Below are 23,601 nucleotides of genomic sequence, written 5' to 3'. Positions count from 1 at the left end.
CCTCGCAATGTTAAACACGAAGCGAACCGCGAAAACCTCGGGCAGCATAATACGATTCGGCTCCGTTGTGATAAAGAAATACTGCGTCGTAACGCCGATCACAAAACAAAGCGCCACCCAGCTTTCGAATCGAAGGAGGAGTCCGCACCCAGCTGGAAGTTTTCATATCGAATTCTCCCAAAGTTTGCAACTCACGATATTGTTGTTCGTTTAACAATTCAATGCCGATAGCGGACGCCATATCGATCGCGCTGTCAGCGGGTTTATACTCTTTTCTGGAATTCAATGCCTCGCGATCGTAACAAACGCTTCTTCGTCCTTTCGGACTTTCCGCCGCACAATCATAGAAAATATATTCTCCGGTCTTTTTATCAAAATCGACGACGTCCGGTTCGCCGCCGGTTCGTTCCATTTCCCGGAGCGACCAGAGTTTTTTGGAGTTCGCTTCCAGTCGTTTCTGAACATCGGCCCAGAGGATTCCTTTATGGCGTTTCCCGTTTTTTTCAAACCGCTCCTTCAACGTTCGAAGCAGCTCTTCTTGTTCAGGCGGGGATAATTCTTTTCGAGTTCCCTTTGTATCGGTTGCGGATTTCGATTGTCCCAAGGAATTCACCTCGTTTCTGGCTAATGGATGAAAACGATTGTCTGCGTTCGTATGCGTAAAATACAACGGTTTTATTTTTTTTGGAGTTAGTTATGGGATTTGAAATTTACGAATGTCGCAGATTTTTCGGATTTATGCGTCTGTCGTAGATTTTCGTGGAACGTGGAACGTGGACGCAGAACGCAGAACGCAGAACGCAGAATGCGGAATGCGGATCTTAACGCTGCGTCCAGTTTATACGAATGCCGAATCGATTCTTAAATTGCAGGCAATCGGAGCTGTGAACTGCATTTATGTAACTGTCGTACACATTCAATCGGGCGGATCAAATAGCAAATCTTTGCCTTTGTTTAGGCGACATACGTAAATCCCCGCGTCGTTTTTTTCAAAAGAAGAATCGCAGAACACAGACTGTTTACGGAACCTGGAAAAAAAAACCGGATCGAACGATTCATTACACACTTATGAAAAAGCTTTTATTTGTTTTTCTGTTCTTCCTATTCGTAGTTATTCTCTTACAAACTTGTTTTGCGATCGATCCGGAACGTGTCCGTTCTTCTCACTTTCAAAACGGAAAATATCATAATCTGGAGGAAGATGAAAGACTAAACAAAAGTTTCTTCTCCGTTCTTCGTTGGAAAATTTTCGGTCCGGTCGATCCGGTAACCGTAGACGGAGACGTTCAAAAAATTCCGGATGTGATTCCGAGGAAGAAGGAAGATTTTCTCGCACCCGAAGGCAAGGTAAGAATCATTTGGCTCGGTCATGCAACCGTTTGGATCGCCGCAAACTTTCATGGAAAGAGAATGCACATTCTTACCGATCCGATATTTACCGGGATTCCTCCTTTTCTTACTCGCTTGACCCCGCTTCCGATTCAACCCGAGGATTTACCCGGAATCGATGTCGTTGCGGTCAGCCACGCTCATAGAGATCATCTCGATATCGATTCCATCAAACGAATCCAGAAATTATTTCCTGAGGCGACCGTTCATCTTCCTTCCGGGATGGGTGATTTTGCCAAGGACGAAGGTTTTGAAAATTCGATCATTCAGGAATGGTGGAACACGACGGAATACGCAGGCACGAAGATTCATTTTCTTCCCGCAAAACATTGGAGTAGAATGGGCCTCACCGATATGAACCAGTATCACTGGGGAAGTTATGCATTCGAATTAGAGAATATTAGAATATACTTCGGCGGCGATACCGGCTTTTCAAAACACTTCTCCGATATAGGAAAAAAATTTCCGCAAGGATTCTCCGCGACGATTTTACCGATCGGAGCATTCAAACCTAGATGGTTTATGGAACCTGCGCATATCGGCCCGAAAGAGGCGCTGGAAGTAAGCGGAATCCTACGCTCTTCCCTTCTCCTACCGATGCATTGGGGAACTTTTATGCTCGGGGATGATCTTCCTTCGGAAGCTCCGCTCTTTCTGAAAAAACTACATTCCGAAAAAAACGGGACCGCTCCTCCGCTCAAGGTCTGGACCATCGGAGAAATCATCGATCTTTAAAGGAAAAGTATTTTTTACGGGGGATCGTTGTAACTTCGACAAAATTCACTTTACTCTCCGTCTTTTGAACCTTGGATGGAACGATGATCTCCGGTTTAAATGGAATTCTCAAAAAATTAGAAGTCGGCTTCGCACACATCGAAACCGGCGGAGTGACGTACGAAGTAACGATCTCATTCAAAACCTATCTCGAACTCAAAACCCTTCCTTCCGCTAAAGATGTTCGCCTCCATATTTTTCACGCGATGAGCGAACGAGGACAAAGACTCTTCGGATTTTTGAACGAACAAGATAAAGAATTCTTTAAAGTCATCAAAGGTTTACAAGGAATCGGAGAATTAACGGCGCTTAAGATTCTTTCTTTTTTTTCCGCAGAAGATCTTTATCGAATCGCCCAGTCCGGAGAAGCGAAAGAGCTCGAAAAAATTCCGAAAGTGAAAGGTAAAACTTCGGAAAAGATCTTCTTTGAAGTAAAACAAAACTTAAAAAAGTTAGAACTCTTCCTTTCCGGAACCCCGAAGGAACTTTCGATTTCACTTCCCGCTTCCGCTCCAACGCCGGAAGAAGCGGCCGTCGCAAGAAAAAGGGAAATCGCGATTCTCGGTTTGGTTCAACTCGGTTTCGATGAGAAGTCCGCGAGCAAAGAAGTGGATAAGGTTCTGAAGAATTCTCCGGAAACCGACCCAGGAGAAATTATCCGTGAAATTTTAAAGAGTTTGTAAGAGTTCCCACAACCCCGTTTTACAATGTTGAACGCCGGAACTCCCACGAAATTATCGATTTCGATCCGCGATATACGACTGTCACCTATCTTTCCAGAAAATCGCAGAGTCCAGAGGAACCGAAGGAGTTCCCACAAATCCGCTTTTTTTCGCGACCTTCGGACGGAACACGGGCCTTTCGTTTTTACACCGCAAATCTCTATCCAATACCCGCGAATCCGAAACGGTTCCAAACGGCCATAACCGAATCTTCTTCCTTCCTCCTTAGTTGACTGTCGTCGAAACGACCATCAAAAAGGCGACTGTCGCAGAAACGACCTCCTGCCTGGACCCGGCCCATTCAACCCCGTCGATCAAATCGGACGAGAGACGGTTGCGGTCCCTTCGCCGTTCGAAAGACTCAGGACTCACCGTCCAATTTCTTACGAATCCTTCGATCCCAAAACTTCCTAGAAACCGTTCGGCAATCCTTCTAATTTTTTACTGACACCAAAGTTCCTACCGAAAACATTATAAATTTTGAGTAAACTGTACCTCCTACTAAAAGCACTGAACTAAGTTCAATGAAGGTTAATTCATGAAAATTCACGAGTATCAGGCAAAAGAAATCCTGAGAAGGCACAAAGCCAACGTTCCTTTTGGAGTCGTAATCGATAATAAAGAAAACGGATCCAAAGCCCACGACGAAGTCACATACGCAACCGAAGGTTCCGTAGTAGTTGTAAAAGCGCAGATTCACGCCGGTGGGCGTGGAAAAGGCGGCGGTGTTAAGGTGACCAAAACCAAAGACGACGCTCTTGCCGCCATCGACAAAATTCTCGGAATGCAACTCGTCACTCCCCAAACCGGCCCGGAAGGAAAAAAAGTCCTGAAAGTATACCTGGAACAAGGAATCGACATCGCAAAGGAATATTATCTAAGCATCCTTTTGGATCGTTCCATCCGCAAAACCATCATTATGGCTTCCACGGAAGGCGGGATGGAAATCGAAGAAGTTGCCGAAACTCATCCTGAAAAAATCCTAAAAATCGCCGTTGATCCGGGAATCGGACTCCAACTCAATCAAGCGAGACAACTTGCGTTCGAACTCGGACTTCCGATCGAATCCCACAAATCGTTTCAAAGTCTTCTTTTCGCGATCTACGAAGCTTATATCAAAGAAGATGCTTCTCTTTTAGAAATCAATCCTCTCATTCTCACGAAACAGAATGAAATCATCGCGGGAGATTGCAAGATCGACCTGGATGAAAACGCTCTTTATCGTCATCCGGATAACGCGGCGTTTCGCGACATTACGGAAGAAGATCCTCTCGAAGTTCAAGCTTCCGAGTTCAACCTCAACTACGTCAAGTTAGACGGTAACATCGGTTGTATGGTAAACGGAGCGGGTCTCGCAATGGCGACTATGGACATCGTGAAACTCGCCGGCGCGGAACCAGCGAACTTTTTGGACGTAGGGGGCGGGGCAAGTAAAACCACCGTAACCAACGGATTCAAAATCATTTTAGGGGATCCGAACGTAAAAGGTATCTTCGTAAACATCTTCGGCGGGATCGTTCGTTGCGACATGGTTGCGGAAGGAATCATCGAAGCGGCTAAAGCCGTGGATTTGAAAGTTCCTCTCGTGGTTCGTCTGCAAGGAACCAACTCGGAACTCGGAAGAGAAGTCCTCAACAAAAGCGGACTGAAAATCACCGGAGTCGACGATCTCCGCGAAGCGGCAAGTACGATTGCCAAACTCATTCAATAAGAGAGAACATACATGGCAGTATTAGTAGACGAAAACACAAAAGTTGTAGTGCAAGGGATCACCGGTAAGGAAGGTTCTTTTCACGCGACACAAATGCTCGCTTACGGCACAAAGGTTGTAGCCGGAGTGACTCCCGGAAAAGGCGGAAGCAAATGGGAAGATAAGGTTCCCGTTTTTAACACGATCCACGACTCCGTAAAAAACGAAGGCGTAAATGCCGCCGTAATTTTCGTTCCCCCCGCTTTTGCGGCGGACGCGATCATAGAAGGAATTCTCGCGGAACTCCCTCTCGTAATTTGTATCACAGAAGGAATTCCGACTCACGATATGCTGAAAGTTTACAGCGTACTCCGAAATTCTAAAACAAAACTGGTAGGACCGAACTGCCCCGGTGTGATCACTCCCCGCGCAAAACAGAAACTCGGAATTATGCCGGGCTTTATCCACAGTCCGGGTTCCGTGGGAATCGTTTCCCGTTCCGGAACCTTGACTTACGAATCGGTGGCTCAGATCACAAAACAAGGTCTGGGACAATCCACTTGTATCGGAATCGGAGGCGACCCCGTTCCCGGTATGAACCACACCGAAGCGATCAAATTGTTAAACGAAGATCCTGAAACAAAAGGAATCGTGATGATCGGTGAAATCGGCGGAACTTCGGAAGAAGAAGCGGCGGAATACATCAAAAATCACGTAAAAAAACCGGTAGTCGGCTTTATCGCCGGTCAAACCGCACCTCCCGGCAAAAGAATGGGACACGCAGGTGCGATCATCAGCGGCGGTTTGGGAACGGCGACTTCCAAAATGAAAGCGATGCAGGAAGCGGGCATTCAAGTTTGCCAATCGATCGCGGAAGTTGGAGAAAAAATGAAGAAGGCTCTGGGGTAACCAGGGTCTACTCTTACAAGGGTCCAAAACGGAAGGAGCACGGAATGGAAAATAAGATCAAAAATTCTCAAACAAGGATTCCGAAAGTTCGGGAAATTTCCCGGATACTTTTAGGAAGTTTCGTTCTTCTTCTGTCTGCGACACTTTTTGCGGAAGGAACCGACGCTCCAGCTTCCAGCTCCGGCGCGACATCGAATAAGACGCTAAAACTTTCCACGGAAGAAACCGTAAAGCGAGCGCTCGAAAGCAATTATAGCTTACAGAATCTTCGTTACGAATTGGCGAAATCCGATACGAACTTTTTGAAAAACGATTCCAAGTATTCCTGGAGATTGGTAGCGGACGGAAGATCGAGTCAGAACATTCTTCCTTTCAACCAAGCGAACCTCCTCTCAGGAACGAAAATCTCCGATGATACGATCAAGGGCGGGATTGAAAAAACTCTCCAAACCACCGGAACCTATTTCAAAGTAGAAGCGGGAACGAGAAGATTCGACTCGAACGCGTTTGAAAATGCGGCGACCACTCCCGCAGGCTTTTCCGCCTTAGGAATTCCTCCTTTATACACCGGATTCGTAAGAGCGACCATCAGCCAAGACTTGCTCAAAAACGCATTCGGATACAAAGGTAGAAACGAAGTAAAAATCTTAGAATCCCAAGCGGAGATCGCAAAGAACCAAGTGTCTCAGCAAATCTCTTCCGTAATCGTGGATTCACTCGTTGACTTCTGGGATTACTCGATCAAAACCCAAGCGGTCAAAACCTACAAACAGCTCGTAGAAAATACGAAGAACATACGCAATCTTACCATTCGTAAACAAGGCCTCGGACTTTCCGAAAGTTTCGAAGTCAATCAGTGGAACGCTCTTCTTGCCCAAGCGGAAAACCAATTGGAAACCGCACAGGTTCAAAAAGAAGAAGCGAAACGGAAGCTCGTTCGTTCCCTAAAAATTCCGGAAGGGACCGCTCTCTCCGAAGAAACCAATCTTCTGGAAGAACTGGTGGAAAAACCGGAATATACAAAAGATTTAGAATATGCTTATAAACACAGAGCGGATTTCTTGAACGCGCTCAAACAAAAAGAAATCGCGGAAGCGGCTCTGAAGAACGCAAACAACGACCGTCTTCCTACCTTGACGATTTCCGGAACCGGTGCGAGCCAAGCGCAGAACATCGTTTCTCCGCAGGAAAACTACACCGACTCCAATCACGGGATTCCCACCGCAAAATACAAGGAATGGACCGGACAAATGAACTTCGTTTATCCGATCATGGACAAAGGAATTTATGCCGGGGTAAGAGACGCGAACATCGGAATGCGTCAGGCGACACTCCGAGAAGAAGAACTGAAAAACGAAGTCAGAGACGACGTGAAAACCAGAATCGAAGCTCTCGAAGCGAGCCACAGAATTTATAAAAACAACATCATTACCGAAAGAGAAACCGAAAACTATTACAACGGAGTTTTAAGAAGTTTCCGTCAAGGTAGAGCCGATGCCGTTTCCGTAAAGAACGCACTCGACACGCACGTTCAGGATCAACTCAGACTGACACAAGCGAGAGTGAACTTCAACATCGATCTTCTTCGCTATTATCTTGCAAAGAATTCTTTGCTCGAACGCTTTCAAGTGGATCGGGACAAACTTCTCCCTCATTTAGATTGATAGAAAGGTCGAGGTACGATTGAGAAAGAGTTTTTTTGTAGTCCTCGGTCTTATCTTCGCTTCCATCCTGCTCGGTTTTCTCGTCTGGAAACTTCTGACCCGCAAAACCGATTCCGTATATAGGAATTTCTCGAAAGGAAATTGGGAAGACGTTGTCTTAGAAGTATTAAGAAAAAAAGATCCGGATTTGGAAGACTACTCGTATGCTTCCCTGTCTCTCGCTGAATTCAACGCGCAACTTTTAACCGTAGCTTCCGAAAAAAAGGAAAAGACCGCGCAAAAGTTCGCGGAAAAATCAGGACTCAAATTCTCCAAAAGGGAAGTCGGCGGAAGGACGATTTATACGTTCGAAGATCGATTCTTTTCTTTTTTACCGGACGGTTCCTTTCTCAAAACCAGGGCGCTTTGTAAGAAGCTCACTCTCGGCGCCGAATACGAAACCGCAGAAGTTCTTTCCCGATATCTCACAAAACTCATTTCGTCCAACCCTCTTCCGCTCTACAACGAATACAACATTGCGTTGTTGAAATCTTTGTCCGCCGGTTCCGCAAAAGAACTCGACGAGAACGGAAGATCCAAACTGTCCCGTTTACTCGAATACTTTTCGGGAAGAGAGGATTCTCCGTTTAGCGGTGGTAAGGCGGAAATCGAAGGAAAGAATCTGAACGTAAGAACGGGACCCGGCACCGAAAACCCCATCGCGTTCCAATTCAAGGGCGGAGAAACCGTATTCATACTCGACCGAGATTCGCGCACGGAAACGATCGCGGGCAAACGGGGAAGCTGGAATCAAGTCCTCGATCTTCGCAATGGAAACGTAGGATGGATCTTCTCCGGCTTCTTAAAAAACGTCGCGTCCGATCTTACGATCTCTCAATCCATGGAAGAATCCTTTCGCGCCTTGGATAGAGCGCCCGTGTGGGACTTTGAAGCTTGGAAAGAAACGTCGGCTCCGATCGGATTTCAAGGAGAATATCATCCCACCGAAAAGATCGCACTCGACGGAGACACGGGAATCGTTCTTCATTCTTCCCAAAATAAATACGACTCGATTTGCCGCGCGGTGGAAGAGCCGTTCCGTGATCTGGAATTTTACGTTTCCTTTTTAGGCGGAGACGAGCCCCTCCCCGTTTTCACGTTGTATGCGGGTTCGCCGGGAGAATTGCAAAAAGCCTTCGAGATCGAGATGGATAAGGAAAGTATTTCCATCAATCGAAACCGTTACATCACCGGAGACAATTTTTCCAAGAAGAGATTCCGTCTAAACATACAAAGCGGCGGTGCGGGTTTTCAAGGCGGGTTGATCGTTGCGGAAAAAAAGGTTCTTTCGGGAATCGATTCCCTCGAAACGATCGACTCAGTTGCCGGAATTCGCTGGAGACTTTGTCTTCCGATGGCGAGGGAGAACGGCGATTCGAGCCTGAGCGTATTCCAGTTCAAATTCGTGCCGTAGCAATATTAAATTAGAACATTCGAATAGAGAGAAATCCATGCCGACATACGACTACAAATGTAAAGCCTGCGGACAAACGTTCGAACAATTCCATTCCATGAAGGACGATCCGATCCAGGATTGTCACCTCTGCGGAAAAAAAGGAGAAGTGGAAAGAATGATATCTAACGGCTCCGGGATCATCTTCAAAGGAACCGGCTTTTACGTGACCGATTACAAAAAAAGCGGTTCGGGAGAATCCACAAAGTCCGCTTCTTCCTCTTCGGATTAACGGGCCGTTCGTTTTGGGAAGATTAGGAATTCTCGCCGGAGCGGGAGAGCTCCCGCATATCGGTATGAAAGAGGCTCTCGCGGCCGGAGAGAATCCTCTCTTTCTCTCGATCATCGAATCCGACTTTCAGGTCGGGGAATACGCGGACCGCAATTTGCCGATTCATATCGTGAAGATCGGGACGCTGATGAAGTTATGCAAACAACATAACATAGATCGGCTTCTTCTTCTCGGAAAAGTTAAAAAAGAAATCATATTCAAAAATCTTAAATTTGATCTGAAAGCGATCAGCCTTCTCGCGAGAATGATCAACAAACACGATTACTCGATCTTCAAGACGGTCTCGGACGAGTTTGCCAAGGAAAAGATCACGATCATTTCCCAAAAGACGTATTTAAAATCCCTCTTTCTTCCCGAAGGCAGATACACGAAAAAGTCCCTCGGCAAAAAGGAACTCGAAGACGTCGCTTTCGGAATGGAATACGCGGAAAAGATGGCGGGTCTCGACATCGGTCAAACGGTTGTAGTTCTCGACAAATCAGTCCTCGCGGTCGAAGCAGTCGAAGGAACGGACCTCGCGATCCAACGAGGCGGTTCGTACGCAAAAAAAGGAAAGGCGATCGTCTGTAAAAGTTCCAAACCCAATCAGGATCACCGTTTCGATCTTCCCACAGTCGGCGAGGAAACTCTCCGCACAATGTATGAAAACAACTGCGGCACGCTCGCGCTCCGAACCGGAGAGACGATCATCGTTCATCCCAAAGAATTTATTAACCTTGCAGAAAAATTAAAAATCCACATCTTGAGTATCGGCAGTGGCAACCTTACGAAAATCAACTCAACAACCCAAAAAATCAAGTAGCCCTTCCGCGTCCAGACGCCCGGCCGCGCCGAGCAAAAAAGAAGATCCGAAAATTCTCATGTTGGCCGGAGAACATTCGGGAGATCTCTTGGGAGGAGAACTCATCCGCGAACTCAAGAAAAACTTTCCCGATCTCGAAACGTTCGGAGTCGGCGGGGAAAGAATGATCGAAGAAGGATTCACGTCGATCGAATCCATGGAAGAATTGTCGATCATCGGATTTTCCGCGATTCTTTTCAAATACAGGTTCTTAAAGGCGCTCATCGGAAGACTTCTCAACGTAGCCGTAGAAAAAAATTGCACACACGCCATTCTGATCGATTATCCGGGCTTCAATCTTCGTCTCGCAAAAGAATTAAAAAAGCTCGGCGTCACCGTCATCTTCTACGTTTCTCCGCAGCTCTGGGCTTGGAAGTTCAATCGGATTTATACGATCCGAGACAATATCGACTTGATGCTCGTTTTGTTTCCCTTCGAGAAAGAAATTTATGACAAATACGGAGTGCCTTGCGAATTCGTGGGACATCCTCTCGCCGTTCGTTTGAGGGAAAAAATCCGCAAGGAAGCCGCCATTCCCGAGCCGGAAGATAAAACGCATTTTCATTCCACCATTACGTTGATGCCGGGTTCGCGTAGCGGCGAGATTCGAAGGATCTTAAACGATCTTTTGGAAACCGCAGGACGACTTTCCGATCATTATGAAAATGAAAAAAAGAAGATCCGTTTCCTTTTGCCGAACATCAATCAGAAGGAAGAAGTCTTTATCCTCGAACAAATCGAACTCGCTAAAACGAAATACGCGAATCTAAAAATCGAATATCTTTTCGATCGTTCTCTGCGCGCCATCGAAGCTTCGGATTTGGTTCTCGTAACCTCCGGAACGGCCACGCTGGAAGTCGCCTACTTCGAGAAACCGATGATCATACTTTACAAAGTCAGCATGTTCACGTATGTGATCGGTTCTCTGTTTATCCGTACTCCGCATATCGGACTTGTGAATATTCTTTCCGGAAAGGAAATTTGCAGAGAATTGGTTCAAGCGGAATGCACCCCTCCTCACATCGTGGAAGAATCGATCGCACTTTTGGAAAACAAAAAATACCGTTCGAAAACGATCGAAGAGATCCGTAAGGTTAAGGAAGCGTTGGGAAACGAGAATTCGTCCCGCCACGCTTCGAGAGAAATTACGAAACTGATTAAAGGGGGAGCTAAAAAGTCTGGTTTGGAAAAAACGGAAGAACCGGGATAGTTGAAGGAGTTCCCACATCGGAGGGACAAACAACTCCGATACAATGTGGTAGTTCCTACACTTCTTCAATTTTCCGCTGAAATCCGCTTCAGAACAACAAGATCATCGCCCCAAAGACCTTGCCACGTATTCAACTTCAATTCGCGAAATAAAAAATAACCGCTCGGAGTTTCTTCCCCTCTTCTTCTGAGTTGAAGTCCTTCTCCGTCTTCCAGAAGATACAACTTTGTTTCCCCGTTTTCTTCCAAAAGAACGGCTTCCTTCTCGCTGATAAAACGAATCTGTTTAGCGGGAACGATGGGGGAAACTCTCCATGTGCCGATCAGATCCACCTTGAACTCGGAACTCTTTCCGACCTGAATGCCGGAACTTCTGAAAATAAAAAGATAAATCCCGAACGCCAAAAGAATCGTCAAAAGAATTCCGGCCGAGATGAGAATTATCTGTCTCCGATCGATTCCAGTTTGCATTCTCCGGACTCCTCCTTGAATTTTCTACTGATAAACGCATCGTTCAACTTTCCATTGGCGTTGATTCGAATGCGATGATTTTCGACGGCGCCGTAACCCGTAAGATCCGCGCTTTCATTTTTCCAAAAAATATTCCTATAATAAGAGAGAGTCGGCAAAAGATTGAGTTCGTATCCGAAATCGAACGGTTCTCTCAGATTCAAAGGAAGCGATCGTTTGTCCTGAAAACGCGCACGGTTGAAACTCACGTTATGCAACACGTTGAGGGAATTATGAAGCGCCAAAAAATCGTCTCCGAAAAATCGGATCGTAGTATCCGAAGTTACCGTTTCCGGCAGAATCCAAGATCCGCAAAATCCGTTCACCGGTTCTTCCCAAGGCATTTCGGTTACCTTGATTCTCAGATCCGTATACGGATTGTTTTGACCGAAGGTGAAATTGGCGAACGCCTCCACAAACTGATTCTCTTCGCGATATCCTTTCAGATCCAATCGCGAAAAGAAAGGAACGATCTTTCCGTCCAACGTCGCTCTTCCGAGATCCCGATCCTTGAATCGAAAGGATTTCAATTTCCAGCGAACTTGGATCGTAAGGAACTCCATTAGATATTTATAAAACGGGGTTCTTGTCCAACTGATTTCGGGAACGAGTTTTTCCTGACGCGTCTTGATATCGGTTCGAATCCAATTTTTCCAGGAATGATACACGGGAAGAAAATCCTTCACCGAAACCCGATCCAATTCGAGTTCCCACTTCCAATCGTTGTATAAAGGATAATAAAAAGAACCGTTCCCGCGAACCGCTTTTTTCCATCCCGTTTTGCCGGTGATTTTGGTGGCAATCGCTTCTTGAAACAAAGAACCCTTCGCATTCAAGTCTATCAGATTTCCGGGCGCGATGTTCAGCTCGGCCTGATCGAGACGAACGTCGAAGAACGGATCTTTCCAATGAAATCCCAAAAGGCTCAGAGAAACGCTGCTTTTGACCCAATCCCCGTAATTGCCGGATTCTTCCCATTTCCCTTTGAGGTTGATCTGACCTTCGAGAGTTTCCAAATCACCCGGAAACTGAAAGATCGTCTTTAGTTCCCGGATGTTTTTCCAGTCCGCAAAGACTTCCCAGCTCGCGAGCTTTTTCGGATTCAGGAAATACGTTAGACGAAACAGATTCTCTTCTTTTGTAAACGTATGAATCTGTTTCTCACCGGTTTCATCCAGCTTCAGATCCATCTCGTGAACGAGATCCGCGTCTTTGAGATCGGGAATTTTCAAACCCAAAGGAAGTTCCTGGAGAATTTTTCCGGATATGTTGGTGAACTGATTCTTTCCTTGGATGGAAACCTTCTTTCCGTTCAGAAGAATCTCGTATTCTCCCGAAATTTTTCCGGAACTCGGAGCCATTCTTCCGAAAAGAGAATACACTCCGCGGATCTTTTCCGCTTTTACGTTCTGAAAACGGAATTTGCTTTTCGATTCGGGAGAATCGAACTGAGTCTCGAAACTTCCCTGAATAAAACGGGAATACGGGAACGGAAACAAAGAATCGCTCACCGCAACGGTTACACCTTCGGGCCGTTTGGTGATCACGATATCGATTCCTTTCAACGCGTTCAAAACCTCTTCTCCGCCGCGCGAGATCGTGATCGTGGTGTTCATCAGCCGGATTTCGGGAATGTTGATCTTTTGGATATAACCGATCAATTCTCCCGCGATCTGATCCTGCAGATCGATGTTGATCGCGGAATCTTTGACTACGATTCCGCGAATATACGGTTGTCCTTTCCACAATCCGCCGAGCTTGAATTGGATCTTGTTTGTTCGAAAAAGAATATGATTGAGAGCGAAATCCTCTTCGGAAGAAATTCGAAAGTCCTCGAATACGACCGCGTTCGGAAAATCGTATTCCACGACTCCGAGAGTCACCGCGCGTCCGAGTTCTTTGTTGATAAAGTTTCTGGAAAGTTCCTTCAGACCTCGGAGATCCAAAAGATAATTTCGAACGTAATAGCCGACCGATTCGACTACGATCGCGTGAACTCCGACGACGATCAAAAAGGAGATGAGAATGATTCTGGTTCTTTTGTTTTCTTTTAAGAACGTAAAGAAAGAACCGAAAAAGCGGACGAGATCAACGGGCTCTAACGTTTTGATCTTTTGTAGAACCCTGTTTAGGAAGTTGAATTTGAAGTCGGGGCGAGTTATCGGGGAAGAACCTGAGAAAGTTGTTCCTGGATTTCCTTCAGAACCGGACTTTCCGGAAATTTCTGAAGACCCTCTTCCAGAACCATCTGGCATCTTTTGAATTCCTTGATCCGCATAAAGCTGTTGGCTACGGTTTCGTAAAAAAGAATGTCTTTTTCAAAGTCCCTTTCTCTGGAAGCGCGGCCCAAAATTCCGAGTGCGAGACCGTATTTCTCCTCTTGGTAGAGGGCCTTTGCATACATTTTCTTACGGGTGGTGGACTCGTAATTCTTATCCAAGGACTCGGATTTTCTGAAGTGAACGATCGCGTTTTCCGTGTCGTTGATTCCGAGATAAGCGGCTCCCAGATAATGATCTAAGTGTTCCAGACCTTTTCCTTCCTTGGAGCTTTGGATTTGTTTTAAAACGATGGAAGCTTCTTTATAGGATTCGATTTGAAGCAGTAATTTTGCTTTTTCCATGAGTAAGGACGAACGTTTTTTTTCGTCCAAATTGGAAACGGAAAGTTGGGAATCGATTCCTTGAATCTTGGAGCGGACTGCGGATTCCTGAGAAAGGCCGGAATCCACGGATTTCTGACCGCTCGCGCAAGCGGAAAGAAGGAGAATGATCACCAGAGTAAATATATTTCTGTAAAAAGTCATGTCTACGATCCTGTTTTCAATTTTTCAAGCTCGGCGAAGAAGTCATCCGTCTCCTGTTGCCGAACCTCATCATTGGAAACCCAGTCCATAGTCTCCGAATCGATTTCCGTAAGGAACCGGGAGGCCTGGGTAGCCATTTGCTCCCCAAATTTGCGTCGATTTGCGGCCCCTGTCAAGCATAAATGCTTCCTGGCACGGGTCATAGCAACGTAGAGCAAACGCCTTTCCTCGTCCACGGAGGATTCTTCGGTTAACACTCGAGAGTTGGGAAGAATTCCTTCTTCCATTCCTGCGACATAAACGGAATCGAATTCCAATCCTTTCGATTGATGAATCGTGAGGAGCTGGACCCGATTGTCTTCCTTATCATCTTCGGAAGGAGTCTCGTCTTCCATAAGCAAATTGAGCCGGTTGATAAAATCAAACAGAGTCGGTTTTTCGGGAGAATCGTGATTCTCCTCAAAGTACGACATCATGTTCACGAGTTCGGAAAGGTTGAAGGAGCGCGCCTTGGCGACCTTCTCGTCTTTTTCCTCGAGAAGGATTTCCTTTTCGATTCCCACTTCTTGGATGAATTCGCGGAACGCAAAATACATCTTAGGCGCCGTCGAAAATTTCTTTTTGGTCCGTTCGATCAGGTTTACGAAGTTGTAAATCTCGGATTGAATCTTTTTCTGTAGACCCGGAATGAAATCGGGGGACTCGCAGACTCGGAAAAGAATTTCGTATAAGGATTCTCCCATGTGCGCGGCTTTTTCGTGGATGAGAGAAATACTTCCCGGTCCGATCCCGCGCTTCGGATAATTCAAAATTCGGAGTAGAGAAGCGTCGTCTCTCGTGTTCGCGATCAGACGGATGTAAGAGATCATGTCCCGAACTTCCTTTCGATCGAAAAAATTATATCCGCCCACGAGTTTATACGGAATGGAACGGCTTCTGAGTTCCTCCTCGAACGGGCGCGTTTGAAAATTGGTTCTGAAAAGAATCGCGATCTGGCTTCCGACTCTCGCATCCTTGATGATTTCGTCGCGGATACAATCGACGACGTACGCGGCCTCGTCCTTCTCATCCATCCGCTCGATGTAACGGATCTTTCTTCCTCCGGGTATGGAGGAAAATAATTCCTTCGATCTTCTCGAAAGATTGTTTTTGATAAGCGAATTGGCGCCTTGTATGATTACTTGTGTGGATCTGTAATTCTCCAAAAGGCGCACAACGTTGGCTTCGGGAAAATCGTTTTCGAATCCGAGAATCAAACTGAGATCCGATCCGCGGAACGCGTAGATGGATTGGTCGTCGTCTCCGACCACGCAAAGATTTCGATTCTCCCCCATGAGCGATCTTAGAAAAACATACTGCGTCTGATTCGTGTCCTGAAACTCGTCGACCATAAAGTATTGATACTTCTTATGATATTCTTCTCTTACTTCCGGAAAATCGCGGAGAAGCACTCCGGGTAAAAGAATGAGATCGTCGAAGTCGAGAGAATTCTGTTCTTTGAGAGAGGTCTGATAACTGTCGAAGATGAGATTCGCGATCTGATCCGATTCGACCAAGGAAGAGTCCAGATATTCTCTGTAAGCCGGTCCGGAGTTTTTGATCCTCGAAATTTTTCCGAGAACCTCGGAAACTTTCGCTTTTTTTAATTCTACTTTATTAGCGATGAGTAATGTAGTTACGAACCCTTCCTGATCGTTTTGGTTCATCAAAAGAAACGGGTGTTTGTATCCCAAAAGTCCGATGTGTTTTTTGAGAATATTGAGTCCGAGAGAATGAAACGTGGACAATACGATTCCTTTGAGCTTTTGGCGCGGGATCATTTTGCGAACACGCTCTTCCATTTCGCGCGCGCTCTTGTTCGTAAACGATAAGGCCACGATTTTTCCCGCGGGAACTCCCGCGTTTTCGATCAAATGCGCGATTCGGTTGGAGATCACGCGCGTTTTTCCGGAGCCGGCGCCGGCAAAAATGAGAATCGGTCCGTCAACGTGACGAACCGCTTTTTCCTGTTCAGGATTGAGCTTCATGGGACATGTGACATAATTAGAGCGGGAAAGATTCTGTCAATCCTGTACATCCCGGAATTCTTAGAAACGATTGTGGGCAGGAGTTCCGTCCACTTGATCTCTTTCCTAAAAAACGTCATTCTTCCCAAGGTCGGAATTCTCTCTTGGATAAAAAAACAGGTTTGGAAAGAATGGAGATGAGAATGAAACCTTTTAACCCGGAAGAATACGATCCTCTCTCGAATCTTTGGTCCAAAAACGATCGAAAAGACCTGATCCAAACCCCGATTTTCAAACTCGTTTCCTGGCATACCACCTCCCCCGACCGAAAAGTTTCGAGGGACTTTTTTCATTTGGAATCCTTGGATTGGGTCAACGTGATCGCACTCACTCCGGACGACAAAATTCTTCTCATCGATCAATACAGACACGGAATCCATCGTTTCAGTTTGGAAATCCCCGGAGGAATCGCCGAGAAAGCGACTCTTCTCGAATCGGCACAAGCCGAACTCGTGGAAGAAACGGGTTACGTCTCCGACGAATGGGAATACTTGGGAAAGGTTACCGGAAACCCCGCGATCTTGAACAATTGGTGTCATACTTTTATTGCGAAAAACGTTCGTAAACTTCACGATCAGGATCTGGACGACAGCGAACAAATCGAAATCTTTGAAACACCTCTGCGCAACGTTCCCCGTTTGATCGACGAAAACATTCTTCATCACGGAATGATGGTCGCCGCTCTCGGAATGTATTTTATAAAAAACCCAATCCAAAATTAGAATGACTCGAACTTCAACAAAACACGATCCTTTTCAAGCGCTGAAAGTCGCCGATTATCGTTCCTTTCTTTTCGGCAAGTTTATGGTGACTCTTTCCATCAGCATTCAAACCACCGTGGTCGGCTGGCAAATGTATCATCTCACGGGAAGCAACCTGCACGTCGGATTTATCGGACTTACGGAAGCGATTCCTTCGATCACGATGGCCTTGTTTTCCGGTCTTATCATCGATTCGTTTCCTAGAAAAAAAATCATCACATCCGCCCTCGGCCTTTTGTCGATCTGTTCCCTTCTGCTCCTTGTATTAGTAGTTCCTAATATGAATTGGATTCTCCGCGATTTCGGAGTGTATCCGATCTATGGAGTGATCTTTCTTTCCGGAATCGCGAGAGGATTTTTAAATCCGGCAACGGCAGCGTTTCAAACGCAGCTCGTCGACAAGGAAACGTTTCCGAACGCGGCGACTTGGAGCGGAATCGCGTGGCAGACTTCTTTGGTTTTAGGTCCTCTTACGGGAGGAATGCTGATCGTAGCCGGTCTCTATTTCGCCTATTCGGCGGATCTTTTGCTGATGGCCTTCGGTTTAACGATGATGCTTCTCGTAAAAGGAAAACCGGTTCCTCCGAAACCGGAAGAAAGCGAAACCATCTGGCAAAGCCTCAGCAGCGGATGGAAATTCGTTTCTTCGCATCAGATCATTCTCGGAGCGATTTCACTCGACTTGTTCGCGGTGTTGTTCGGAGGCGCGGTCGCACTTCTTCCTTCGTTTACCGAAAAGATTCTCGGACAAAGTCCGGAGATTTTCGGAATTCTTCGTTCTGCTCAAGGAGTGGGCGCGGTTCTTTGCGCGTTCTTCATCGCGGCAAGACCTCCGAAAAAACATTCGGGTTGGATTCTTCTTTCCTGCGTGTTCGGTTTCGGTATTAGCATCATTCTTTTCGGACTTTCTAACGATTATAGAATTTCGTTTCTTTGTCTTGCGGCGGCCGGCGCTTTCGATATGGTCAGCGTCGTGATACGTCATACGATCGTGCAGATGCATACGCCCGATCACATGAGGGGACGGGTTTCTGCGGTGAATCATATCTTTATCGGTTCTTCGAACGAAATCGGAGAATTCGAATCCGGCGTGACCGCGGAATGGCTCGGAATCCGTAAGTCCATCGTAGCGGGAGGCGCGTTGACCCTTTTGACGGTCGCGTTCGTGGGTGGAATCGCTCCCCGTCTTCGGAAAATGCAGCTCAAAGATATTCTTTAGGAACCCGGCTTTAAACGAGCCGGAACCTTATAGCGAATTCGTTTCTGAATGAAAAATTGAATTTTAAAACACTCTATAAATTATTTATTGCTGGAAAAATCTTAGACACGGGCGTTCTCTTTTTCCTTTACGGAACCCCCGCGTTCTTGTAAAAACGGAAATCACATGGACGCTCCAAATATACTCACACAATCGGAAGCTCTCGAAAGAGCGAGCCTCGTCAACCAAGTCAGCTACGAAATTCGCCTCGATCTGAAAGCGGGATCGTCCACGTATCGGGGAGAAACGAAGATTCTCTTTTTTTATACGGGCAAAGGAAAGGGAAAACTCAAAGTGGACTTCGTAACGAAGAAGATCGAAGTATTTCTGCTGAACGGAAAGGATTTTTCCGGTTATACCAAAACCGATTCCTCATTGGATTTGCCCGGTGAATCGCTCAATCAAGGGAAGAATGAAATCAAGATCAAGTACGTGAACGACTACAATCACAGCGGTTCGGGATTTCATCAGTTCAAAGATCCTTCGGACAATTCGGAATATCTTCATACGGACTTCGAACCGTTCGAAGCGCACCGATTGTTTCCGTGTTTCGATCAACCCGATCTCAAAGCGACATACGAACTTTCTCTCTTAGGTCCGAAGGAATGGAAATACGTCCACAACACTCTTCCTCTCCAAGAAGAAGTTCAAAAAGAAAAAATCTTCATTCGGTTTCAGAAGACCGCTTTGTTCTCCACGTATTTGTTCGCATTGATCGCCGGACCATACGAGGTCTGGGAAGATAAATACAAAAACATTCCCCTAAGAATTTTATGCAGAAAGTCCCTTTCCAAATATTTGGATGCGGAGAATCTGTTTGCGATTACGAAGGAATCCTTTGCGTTCTTAGAATCGTATTTCGACCTTCCGTATCCGTACGGCAAATACGATCAGATCTTCGTTCCCGAATTCAACATGGGCGCGATGGAAAACGTGGGAGCGGTTACGTTTTCGGAACATTATATTTTTAGAAGTCCCCGGATCTACTCCGAATATCTCGGAAGAGCCAATACGATCTATCACGAGATGGTTCATATGTGGTTCGGAAACCTTGTCACGATGAAATGGTGGAACGATCTTTGGTTGAACGAAAGTTTTGCGGATTATCTTTCCTATTACGCGATGTCGCACGGAAAATTATTTCCGGACGCACTCGAACATTTTTACGTTCGGGAAGAATGGGCGTATCGGGAAGATCAGTTGTCCACGACTCATCCGATCGCCGGAAGCGCAGAAAACACGTTAGACGCCATTAGCAACTTCGACGGGATCTCTTATTCCAAAGGAGCCTCCGTCCTTAGACAGTTGATGTACTATATCGGAGAGGATTCTTTTCGAAAAGCGATGCGGAAATACTTTCAGAAATTCGCAAATTCGAATACGGTTCAAACCGACTTTTTGGATACGATGTCCGAAACGTCGGGAATCGATATCCGCGGCTGGAGTAAAGAGTGGCTGGATACGACCGGAGTGAACACTCTCCTTCCCGAATGGAAAGAGGATCATCTGTTAATCCGGCAGCTTCCTTCCGAAAAGAACGGACTTTTTCGAACACACGCGCTGGAAGTTACGATTTTTTCCCTGCATGGCGACGCGTTCGAAGTCGCGTGGAAGGACCGCGTAGTCGTCAAAGGACAAGAAACGATTCTCCCTTATAAACACAAACAGGGATCTTCCGAGATCGTAGTATTGAACACGAACGATTATGCGTATGCGAAGACATATCTCCCGAAGGATGGGATCGCCCTTTTAAAAACTTCTTTGAACAAACTTAAGGATCGTTTTGCACGGAGAATTCTCTGGGGTTCCCTGTGGCAGATGACGCGCGACGCGGAAATTTCTCCGAAGGATTTTCTCGAACTGGTATTCGCACAAGGAATTTACGAAGAGGATATCGCGGTTCGAAGCAGCCATATCCTAACGAAGGCTTCTTCCATCGCAGCGAGTTATCTCAAAAAAGAACACAGGGAAGAATGGTCCACGAAGCTGAACGAACTCGCCAAACGCGGGTTACACGACTCATCCACCAAGGAAGAGGAAAAAATCGTATGGTATCGAATGCTGGAAGGAACTTCGAGAACGCCCGGTCAACTCTCCTACCTAAAAGATCTTTTGGATGGAAGGATCGTCATTCCCGGAATTAAAATCGATCAGGAAAGAAGATGGAGCATTTTGACTCGCCTCTCCGCGTTCGGAAACAGAGACGCGCTCGATCTCATCTCGCAAGAGGAAAAAGCGGACACTTCCGATCTGGGCGCCAAAAAAGCGTACGGTGCGAGAGTCGCCTATCCGGATGCAAAATCCAAAGCCGAAGCCTGGAAAGAATTCACGAATGCAAAAACGATACGTTCCACGGATACGCTTCGTTACGGAATGCGCGGTTTTTACTGGGATCATCAGGAAGATATGCTAAAGCAATACGAAGACTTATACTTTGCTGCGGTGATCGGAATTTATAAGGATCGCGATTCTCATTTTTCCTCCGCTTTTGGAAATATCTTGTTTCCGGGTGTAGAACCGAATCAAGCGCTCGTCGACAAAACGAATCGTTTTTTGAAAGAGCAGAAGGAAATTCCTGCGTTGCTCAAGAAGGACTTAAAACAACACAGGGATGATTTGGAAAGGACGGTGAAAATTCTTTCGAGACAGTGAGGATTTCGTAGGAGTTCCCACGCCGTGCAAAAAATTTTACGGTTGATGAAAAGGGATTTTTCGGTTATTGGAAAATCCTCCGAAAAGGTCGTCGTAACACCGACAGGAATAATAACAACTATGACGAACAAAGAAAAGGCGATCTCATTCCTACAAATGGCGGGTTCCGGCAACGTCCGATCCGCTTACGAAAAATATATCGCTACGAATTTCATTCACCACAATCAGTATTTCAAAGGGGATCGAAATTCTCTTTTAACTGCGATGGAAGAAGCGCACAAATCCAGTCCGAACAAAACAATCGAAGTAAAACAGGTTTTCGAAGAGGGTAATACTGTGATTACACATTCACTCGTCACCCGACAAAATCCTGCAGAACCCGATATAGCCGTTGTTCATATATTCCGCTTTGAAGGCGATTTAGTTGCGGAACTTTGGGACTTAGGCCAACTCCTTTCCAAAGAATCCCCCAACGAAAACGGCGCGTTTTGATCGAGGTCTCGAAAGATTTTTTTTACAACAAGCCTCCGGCAAATTTTTCAGTGTTCCGACAAGATACGAAAATCCCGCTGGACTGCATGCAATTTTTCTGATATGGGAAAATCTCCCACACAATCCCGCCACCTCTCCCCACCACCCAACTAGGGTGGGGCTCGAAATTTTACGGTTGGATCGTCGTACCTCCGACAAATCTCTCCTTTTACAGTTTTCTTGACCTGCTCAAGCTTTCGCTCCGGCAGCAAGCGCAGTCTCACCGTAATATTTCTTTTTCCAGGCCTCCAGTCTCCAATCCATAATCTTAAACCAAAGAGGAGGAAACAGGGCAATCAACACCATCACTTCATATCCGTACGGAAGCTGCGGACTTTCCTCGAAATGTCTTAAAGCGGAATAACGTCTTCCTGCGTTCGCATGATGATCCGAATGCCTTTGAAGATGAAACAAAAACGCGTTACTCACCGCAAAATTTTGATTCCAAGAATGGATCGGCTGCACTTTTTCGAATTTTCCGGGAGCGATCTCCTTTCTTTGAAGACCGTAGTGCTCGATGTAATTTACGAGTTCCAAAAGGGAGAATGCTATAAAACTCTGAATGAAAAAGAACGCCGGAACTTCCCAGGAAAAACGACCGGTATAAAGAGTTAATGTCGCAGTAACGAATCCGATAAACAGAAGTGGAATGATCGTGGAAGAGATCATTTCATTCTCCAAAGAAAACGAAGATTTACCCGCTTTCGAAAGACGTTTCGCTTCCAACTTCCAAGCGGAAAAATAAGAACCGAAAACCGTTCTCGGATAAAAACGGTAAAAGGATTCGCCTTTTCGGGAAGAAGCCGGGTCTTCGTGAGTCGAAACATTCACGTGATGGCCGCGGTTATGTTCGATGAAAAAATGCATATAACAAACGGTCATCAGAATGAACTTGGAATACCATTGTTCGATCTTCCTGCTTTTATGACCCAATTCGTGCGCCACGGTAATGCCGATTCCTCCGGTGTTGATACCGATCGCCAGAACGAATCCCCACCATTCCAGAGCGGAAAGATTCTTCGTTTGAATTTCGTACAAGGCCCAAAGGACAAGACCGAATTGGACCCACGCCCAAATATATGTCAAAAATCGAAAGTAGAATTCGGTCTGTAACGCAGGAACTTCCTCTTCCACCGGATTGGACGGATCGGCTCCGATCACAACGTCCAAGATCGGTAATAAACCGAACACAACCGCGAAGGTAAGAAAGTTATATGCTCCGCCTAAATAATATCCGAGCACCGCAAAGGCCGGCACTAAAAAACAAACGATAAACGAATAACGTTTCAAATTGGTCATAACAAAATTCTCTCCATTTTCTCTTTCATGAGCGACGCAAGTCGATAGAACCGCATCATGCTCTTTTAGGTTCCAATAACAAACCGATCGAAATCAAAGGAGCAAAACCTCTGACAAGGGAGAACGTCTTTTCAAAATCCGCCGTTTCGCGATCCAGCATTCTTTGAAAAACGGTTCCGATCAAAACTCCGAAGAACAGTTTTTCCAGTTCCTCGTTATTCAACGCGAGGTGACTTTCGATCGCGTCCCGAAAGACGGAAGAACATTCCTTTAAGATCGCCCTTGCCGGTTCGGACTCTTCCAATCGGTAAAGATCGGAAGCGATCAGAATGAGTTTTTGAAAATGCCCTTCCCTTTCTTCCACGAAATCGAAAAGAACCTCAAGCCTTTCCCGAAAATCCTTTGATCGACTTTCGATCCGAATCGTTTCCAATTGCTCCGCGTCGTCCCGAACGATCCATCGCGCCATTTGCTCGAACAAAACTTCCTTTGTCGGAAAATAATGATATAGAGTTCCCGTAGAAACACGAAGCTCTCTGGAAATCTCCCGCATCGTGACCGTCGCATACCCCTTCCTTGCAAACAAATCGAGGCAACGCTTTAAAATGGAAATTCGATACGCGTCGTGATCTACAACCTTTGGCAATGGATTCTCCTTAATTTCGAACAATCGTTTTTATAGAACACCTGTTATTATATAAAAAATCAAATCAAGTGCAAGAAAAAAATCTGAAAA

General features: G+C 46.0%; 21 protein-coding genes. 14 read left to right on the top strand and 7 right to left on the bottom strand.

What is annotated here, in order from left to right; translation table 11 throughout:
• Positions 1-10: 10 nt before the first annotated feature.
• Positions 11-604, bottom strand: coding sequence for a DUF4256 domain-containing protein (locus tag LFX17_RS05870; protein ID WP_238745607.1), 594 nt, complete (start codon positions 602-604; stop codon positions 11-13).
• 112 nt (positions 605-716) lie between these two features.
• On the opposite strand from LFX17_RS05870, the gene LFX17_RS05865 reads away from it, so the two are divergent.
• The 10 genes from LFX17_RS05865 to lpxB all read left to right on the top strand — a co-directional run bounded on the left by LFX17_RS05865 (position 717) and on the right by lpxB (position 10,983).
• Complete coding sequence (locus LFX17_RS05865) at positions 717-971, top strand: hypothetical protein (RefSeq protein ID WP_238745605.1); 255 nt, start codon at positions 717-719, stop codon at positions 969-971.
• A 97-nt stretch (positions 972-1,068) separates the two neighbouring features.
• On the top strand, positions 1,069-2,124 hold the full coding sequence (locus LFX17_RS05860) for an MBL fold metallo-hydrolase (protein ID WP_238745603.1): 1,056 nt from the start codon (positions 1,069-1,071) through the stop codon (positions 2,122-2,124).
• 83 nt (positions 2,125-2,207) lie between these two features.
• The gene (gene ruvA / locus LFX17_RS05855; protein ID WP_238745601.1) at positions 2,208-2,846 is read left to right on the top strand and encodes a Holliday junction branch migration protein RuvA; all 639 of its coding nucleotides are present in this window, start codon (positions 2,208-2,210) and stop codon (positions 2,844-2,846) included.
• Between the two features lie 577 nt (positions 2,847-3,423).
• Positions 3,424-4,596, top strand: a complete 1,173-nt coding sequence (gene sucC, locus LFX17_RS05850; protein ID WP_238729418.1) for an ADP-forming succinate--CoA ligase subunit beta — start codon at positions 3,424-3,426, stop codon at positions 4,594-4,596.
• Positions 4,597-4,608: 12 nt separating this feature from the next.
• Positions 4,609-5,484, top strand: coding sequence for a succinate--CoA ligase subunit alpha (gene sucD / locus LFX17_RS05845; protein WP_135780686.1), 876 nt, complete (start codon positions 4,609-4,611; stop codon positions 5,482-5,484).
• 44 nt (positions 5,485-5,528) lie between these two features.
• Positions 5,529-7,148, top strand: a complete 1,620-nt coding sequence (locus tag LFX17_RS05840; RefSeq protein ID WP_238729417.1) for a TolC family protein — start codon at positions 5,529-5,531, stop codon at positions 7,146-7,148.
• Between the two features lie 19 nt (positions 7,149-7,167).
• Positions 7,168-8,601: an SH3 domain-containing protein gene (locus tag LFX17_RS05835; protein WP_238729416.1), complete on the top strand. Its 1,434-nt coding sequence runs from the start codon at positions 7,168-7,170 to the stop codon at positions 8,599-8,601.
• A 37-nt stretch (positions 8,602-8,638) separates the two neighbouring features.
• A complete protein-coding gene (locus LFX17_RS05830; RefSeq protein ID WP_118955349.1) occupies positions 8,639-8,872 on the top strand; it encodes an FmdB family zinc ribbon protein in 234 nt (77 codons plus the stop codon).
• Positions 8,873-8,885: 13 nt separating this feature from the next.
• Positions 8,886-9,734: an LpxI family protein gene (locus LFX17_RS05825; RefSeq protein ID WP_238745599.1), complete on the top strand. Its 849-nt coding sequence runs from the start codon at positions 8,886-8,888 to the stop codon at positions 9,732-9,734.
• The gene (gene lpxB, locus LFX17_RS05820; RefSeq protein ID WP_238745597.1) at positions 9,688-10,983 is read left to right on the top strand and encodes a lipid-A-disaccharide synthase; all 1,296 of its coding nucleotides are present in this window, start codon (positions 9,688-9,690) and stop codon (positions 10,981-10,983) included. Before LFX17_RS05825 ends, lpxB begins: the two co-directional genes overlap by 47 nt.
• 65 nt (positions 10,984-11,048) lie before the next feature.
• On the opposite strand, the gene LFX17_RS05815 is transcribed toward lpxB, so the two are convergent.
• Genes LFX17_RS05815 through LFX17_RS05800 form a run of 4 tightly spaced genes read right to left on the bottom strand, consistent with a single transcriptional unit; the run spans position 11,049 to position 16,325 of the window.
• Entirely contained in the window at positions 11,049-11,453 is a 405-nt protein-coding gene (locus LFX17_RS05815; RefSeq protein WP_238729412.1) for a hypothetical protein, read from the bottom strand.
• Positions 11,423-13,747, bottom strand: a complete 2,325-nt coding sequence (locus LFX17_RS05810; protein WP_238745594.1) for an LIC_12586 family protein — start codon at positions 13,745-13,747, stop codon at positions 11,423-11,425. Before LFX17_RS05810 ends, LFX17_RS05815 begins: the two co-directional genes overlap by 31 nt.
• Positions 13,651-14,298: a tetratricopeptide repeat protein gene (locus tag LFX17_RS05805; protein WP_240009034.1), complete on the bottom strand. Its 648-nt coding sequence runs from the start codon at positions 14,296-14,298 to the stop codon at positions 13,651-13,653. Before LFX17_RS05805 ends, LFX17_RS05810 begins: the two co-directional genes overlap by 97 nt.
• A 2-nt stretch (positions 14,299-14,300) precedes the next feature.
• Entirely contained in the window at positions 14,301-16,325 is a 2,025-nt protein-coding gene (locus LFX17_RS05800) for an ATP-dependent helicase (RefSeq protein WP_238745593.1), read from the bottom strand.
• Between the two features lie 182 nt (positions 16,326-16,507).
• Here LFX17_RS05800 and LFX17_RS05795 point away from each other — a divergent pair, with 182 nt between their 5' ends.
• From LFX17_RS05795 to LFX17_RS05780, 4 genes are all read left to right on the top strand, one after another.
• Positions 16,508-17,086 carry an NUDIX hydrolase gene (locus tag LFX17_RS05795; RefSeq protein WP_238731514.1) on the top strand — a complete coding sequence of 193 codons (579 nt, stop codon included), beginning with the start codon at positions 16,508-16,510 and terminating at the stop codon, positions 17,084-17,086.
• Between the two features lies 1 nt (position 17,087).
• Positions 17,088-18,344: an MFS transporter gene (locus LFX17_RS05790; protein WP_238729409.1), complete on the top strand. Its 1,257-nt coding sequence runs from the start codon at positions 17,088-17,090 to the stop codon at positions 18,342-18,344.
• 165 nt (positions 18,345-18,509) lie between these two features.
• Positions 18,510-21,035, top strand: coding sequence for an aminopeptidase N (pepN, locus tag LFX17_RS05785; RefSeq protein WP_238745591.1), 2,526 nt, complete (start codon positions 18,510-18,512; stop codon positions 21,033-21,035).
• Between the two features lie 120 nt (positions 21,036-21,155).
• The gene (locus tag LFX17_RS05780) at positions 21,156-21,527 is read left to right on the top strand and encodes a nuclear transport factor 2 family protein (RefSeq protein WP_238745589.1); all 372 of its coding nucleotides are present in this window, start codon (positions 21,156-21,158) and stop codon (positions 21,525-21,527) included.
• 228 nt (positions 21,528-21,755) lie between these two features.
• Here the strand turns inward: LFX17_RS05780 and LFX17_RS05775 are convergent, their stop codons facing one another.
• Both LFX17_RS05775 and LFX17_RS05770 read right to left on the bottom strand, forming a co-directional pair.
• Positions 21,756-22,865 carry an alkane 1-monooxygenase gene (locus tag LFX17_RS05775; protein WP_238745587.1) on the bottom strand — a complete coding sequence of 370 codons (1,110 nt, stop codon included), beginning with the start codon at positions 22,863-22,865 and terminating at the stop codon, positions 21,756-21,758.
• Positions 22,866-22,920: 55 nt separating this feature from the next.
• A complete protein-coding gene (locus LFX17_RS05770) occupies positions 22,921-23,511 on the bottom strand; it encodes a TetR/AcrR family transcriptional regulator (RefSeq protein ID WP_238745585.1) in 591 nt (196 codons plus the stop codon).
• Positions 23,512-23,601: the final 90 nt, after the last annotated feature.

The sequence above is a fragment of the Leptospira sanjuanensis genome, from assembly GCF_022267375.1.
Classification (GTDB): domain Bacteria; phylum Spirochaetota; class Leptospiria; order Leptospirales; family Leptospiraceae; genus Leptospira; species Leptospira sanjuanensis.
The sequence above is the reverse complement of the archived record's forward strand: the minus strand, read 5'-3'. Positions and strand labels throughout refer to the sequence as shown.

Excerpts from the sequence above, each read along its gene's own strand:
- pepN (WP_238745591.1), top strand. The coding sequence starts at position 18,510 with ATGGACGCTCCAAATATACTCACACAATCGGAAGCTCTCGAAAGAGCG.
- sucD (WP_135780686.1), top strand. The coding sequence starts at position 4,609 with ATGGCAGTATTAGTAGACGAAAACACAAAAGTTGTAGTGCAAGGGATC.
- LFX17_RS05840 (WP_238729417.1), top strand. The coding sequence starts at position 5,529 with ATGGAAAATAAGATCAAAAATTCTCAAACAAGGATTCCGAAAGTTCGG.
- LFX17_RS05830 (WP_118955349.1), top strand. The coding sequence starts at position 8,639 with ATGCCGACATACGACTACAAATGTAAAGCCTGCGGACAAACGTTCGAA.
- LFX17_RS05815 (WP_238729412.1), bottom strand. The coding sequence starts at position 11,453 with ATGCAAACTGGAATCGATCGGAGACAGATAATTCTCATCTCGGCCGGA.
- ruvA (WP_238745601.1), top strand. The coding sequence starts at position 2,208 with ATGATCTCCGGTTTAAATGGAATTCTCAAAAAATTAGAAGTCGGCTTC.
- LFX17_RS05810 (WP_238745594.1), bottom strand. The coding sequence starts at position 13,747 with ATGCCAGATGGTTCTGGAAGAGGGTCTTCAGAAATTTCCGGAAAGTCC.
- LFX17_RS05790 (WP_238729409.1), top strand. The coding sequence starts at position 17,088 with ATGACTCGAACTTCAACAAAACACGATCCTTTTCAAGCGCTGAAAGTC.
- LFX17_RS05865 (WP_238745605.1), top strand. The coding sequence starts at position 717 with ATGTCGCAGATTTTTCGGATTTATGCGTCTGTCGTAGATTTTCGTGGA.
- LFX17_RS05775 (WP_238745587.1), bottom strand. The coding sequence starts at position 22,865 with ATGACCAATTTGAAACGTTATTCGTTTATCGTTTGTTTTTTAGTGCCG.
- LFX17_RS05860 (WP_238745603.1), top strand. The coding sequence starts at position 1,069 with ATGAAAAAGCTTTTATTTGTTTTTCTGTTCTTCCTATTCGTAGTTATT.
- LFX17_RS05780 (WP_238745589.1), top strand. The coding sequence starts at position 21,156 with ATGACGAACAAAGAAAAGGCGATCTCATTCCTACAAATGGCGGGTTCC.
- LFX17_RS05805 (WP_240009034.1), bottom strand. The coding sequence starts at position 14,298 with ATGACTTTTTACAGAAATATATTTACTCTGGTGATCATTCTCCTTCTT.
- LFX17_RS05800 (WP_238745593.1), bottom strand. The coding sequence starts at position 16,325 with ATGAAGCTCAATCCTGAACAGGAAAAAGCGGTTCGTCACGTTGACGGA.
- sucC (WP_238729418.1), top strand. The coding sequence starts at position 3,424 with ATGAAAATTCACGAGTATCAGGCAAAAGAAATCCTGAGAAGGCACAAA.
- LFX17_RS05795 (WP_238731514.1), top strand. The coding sequence starts at position 16,508 with ATGAAACCTTTTAACCCGGAAGAATACGATCCTCTCTCGAATCTTTGG.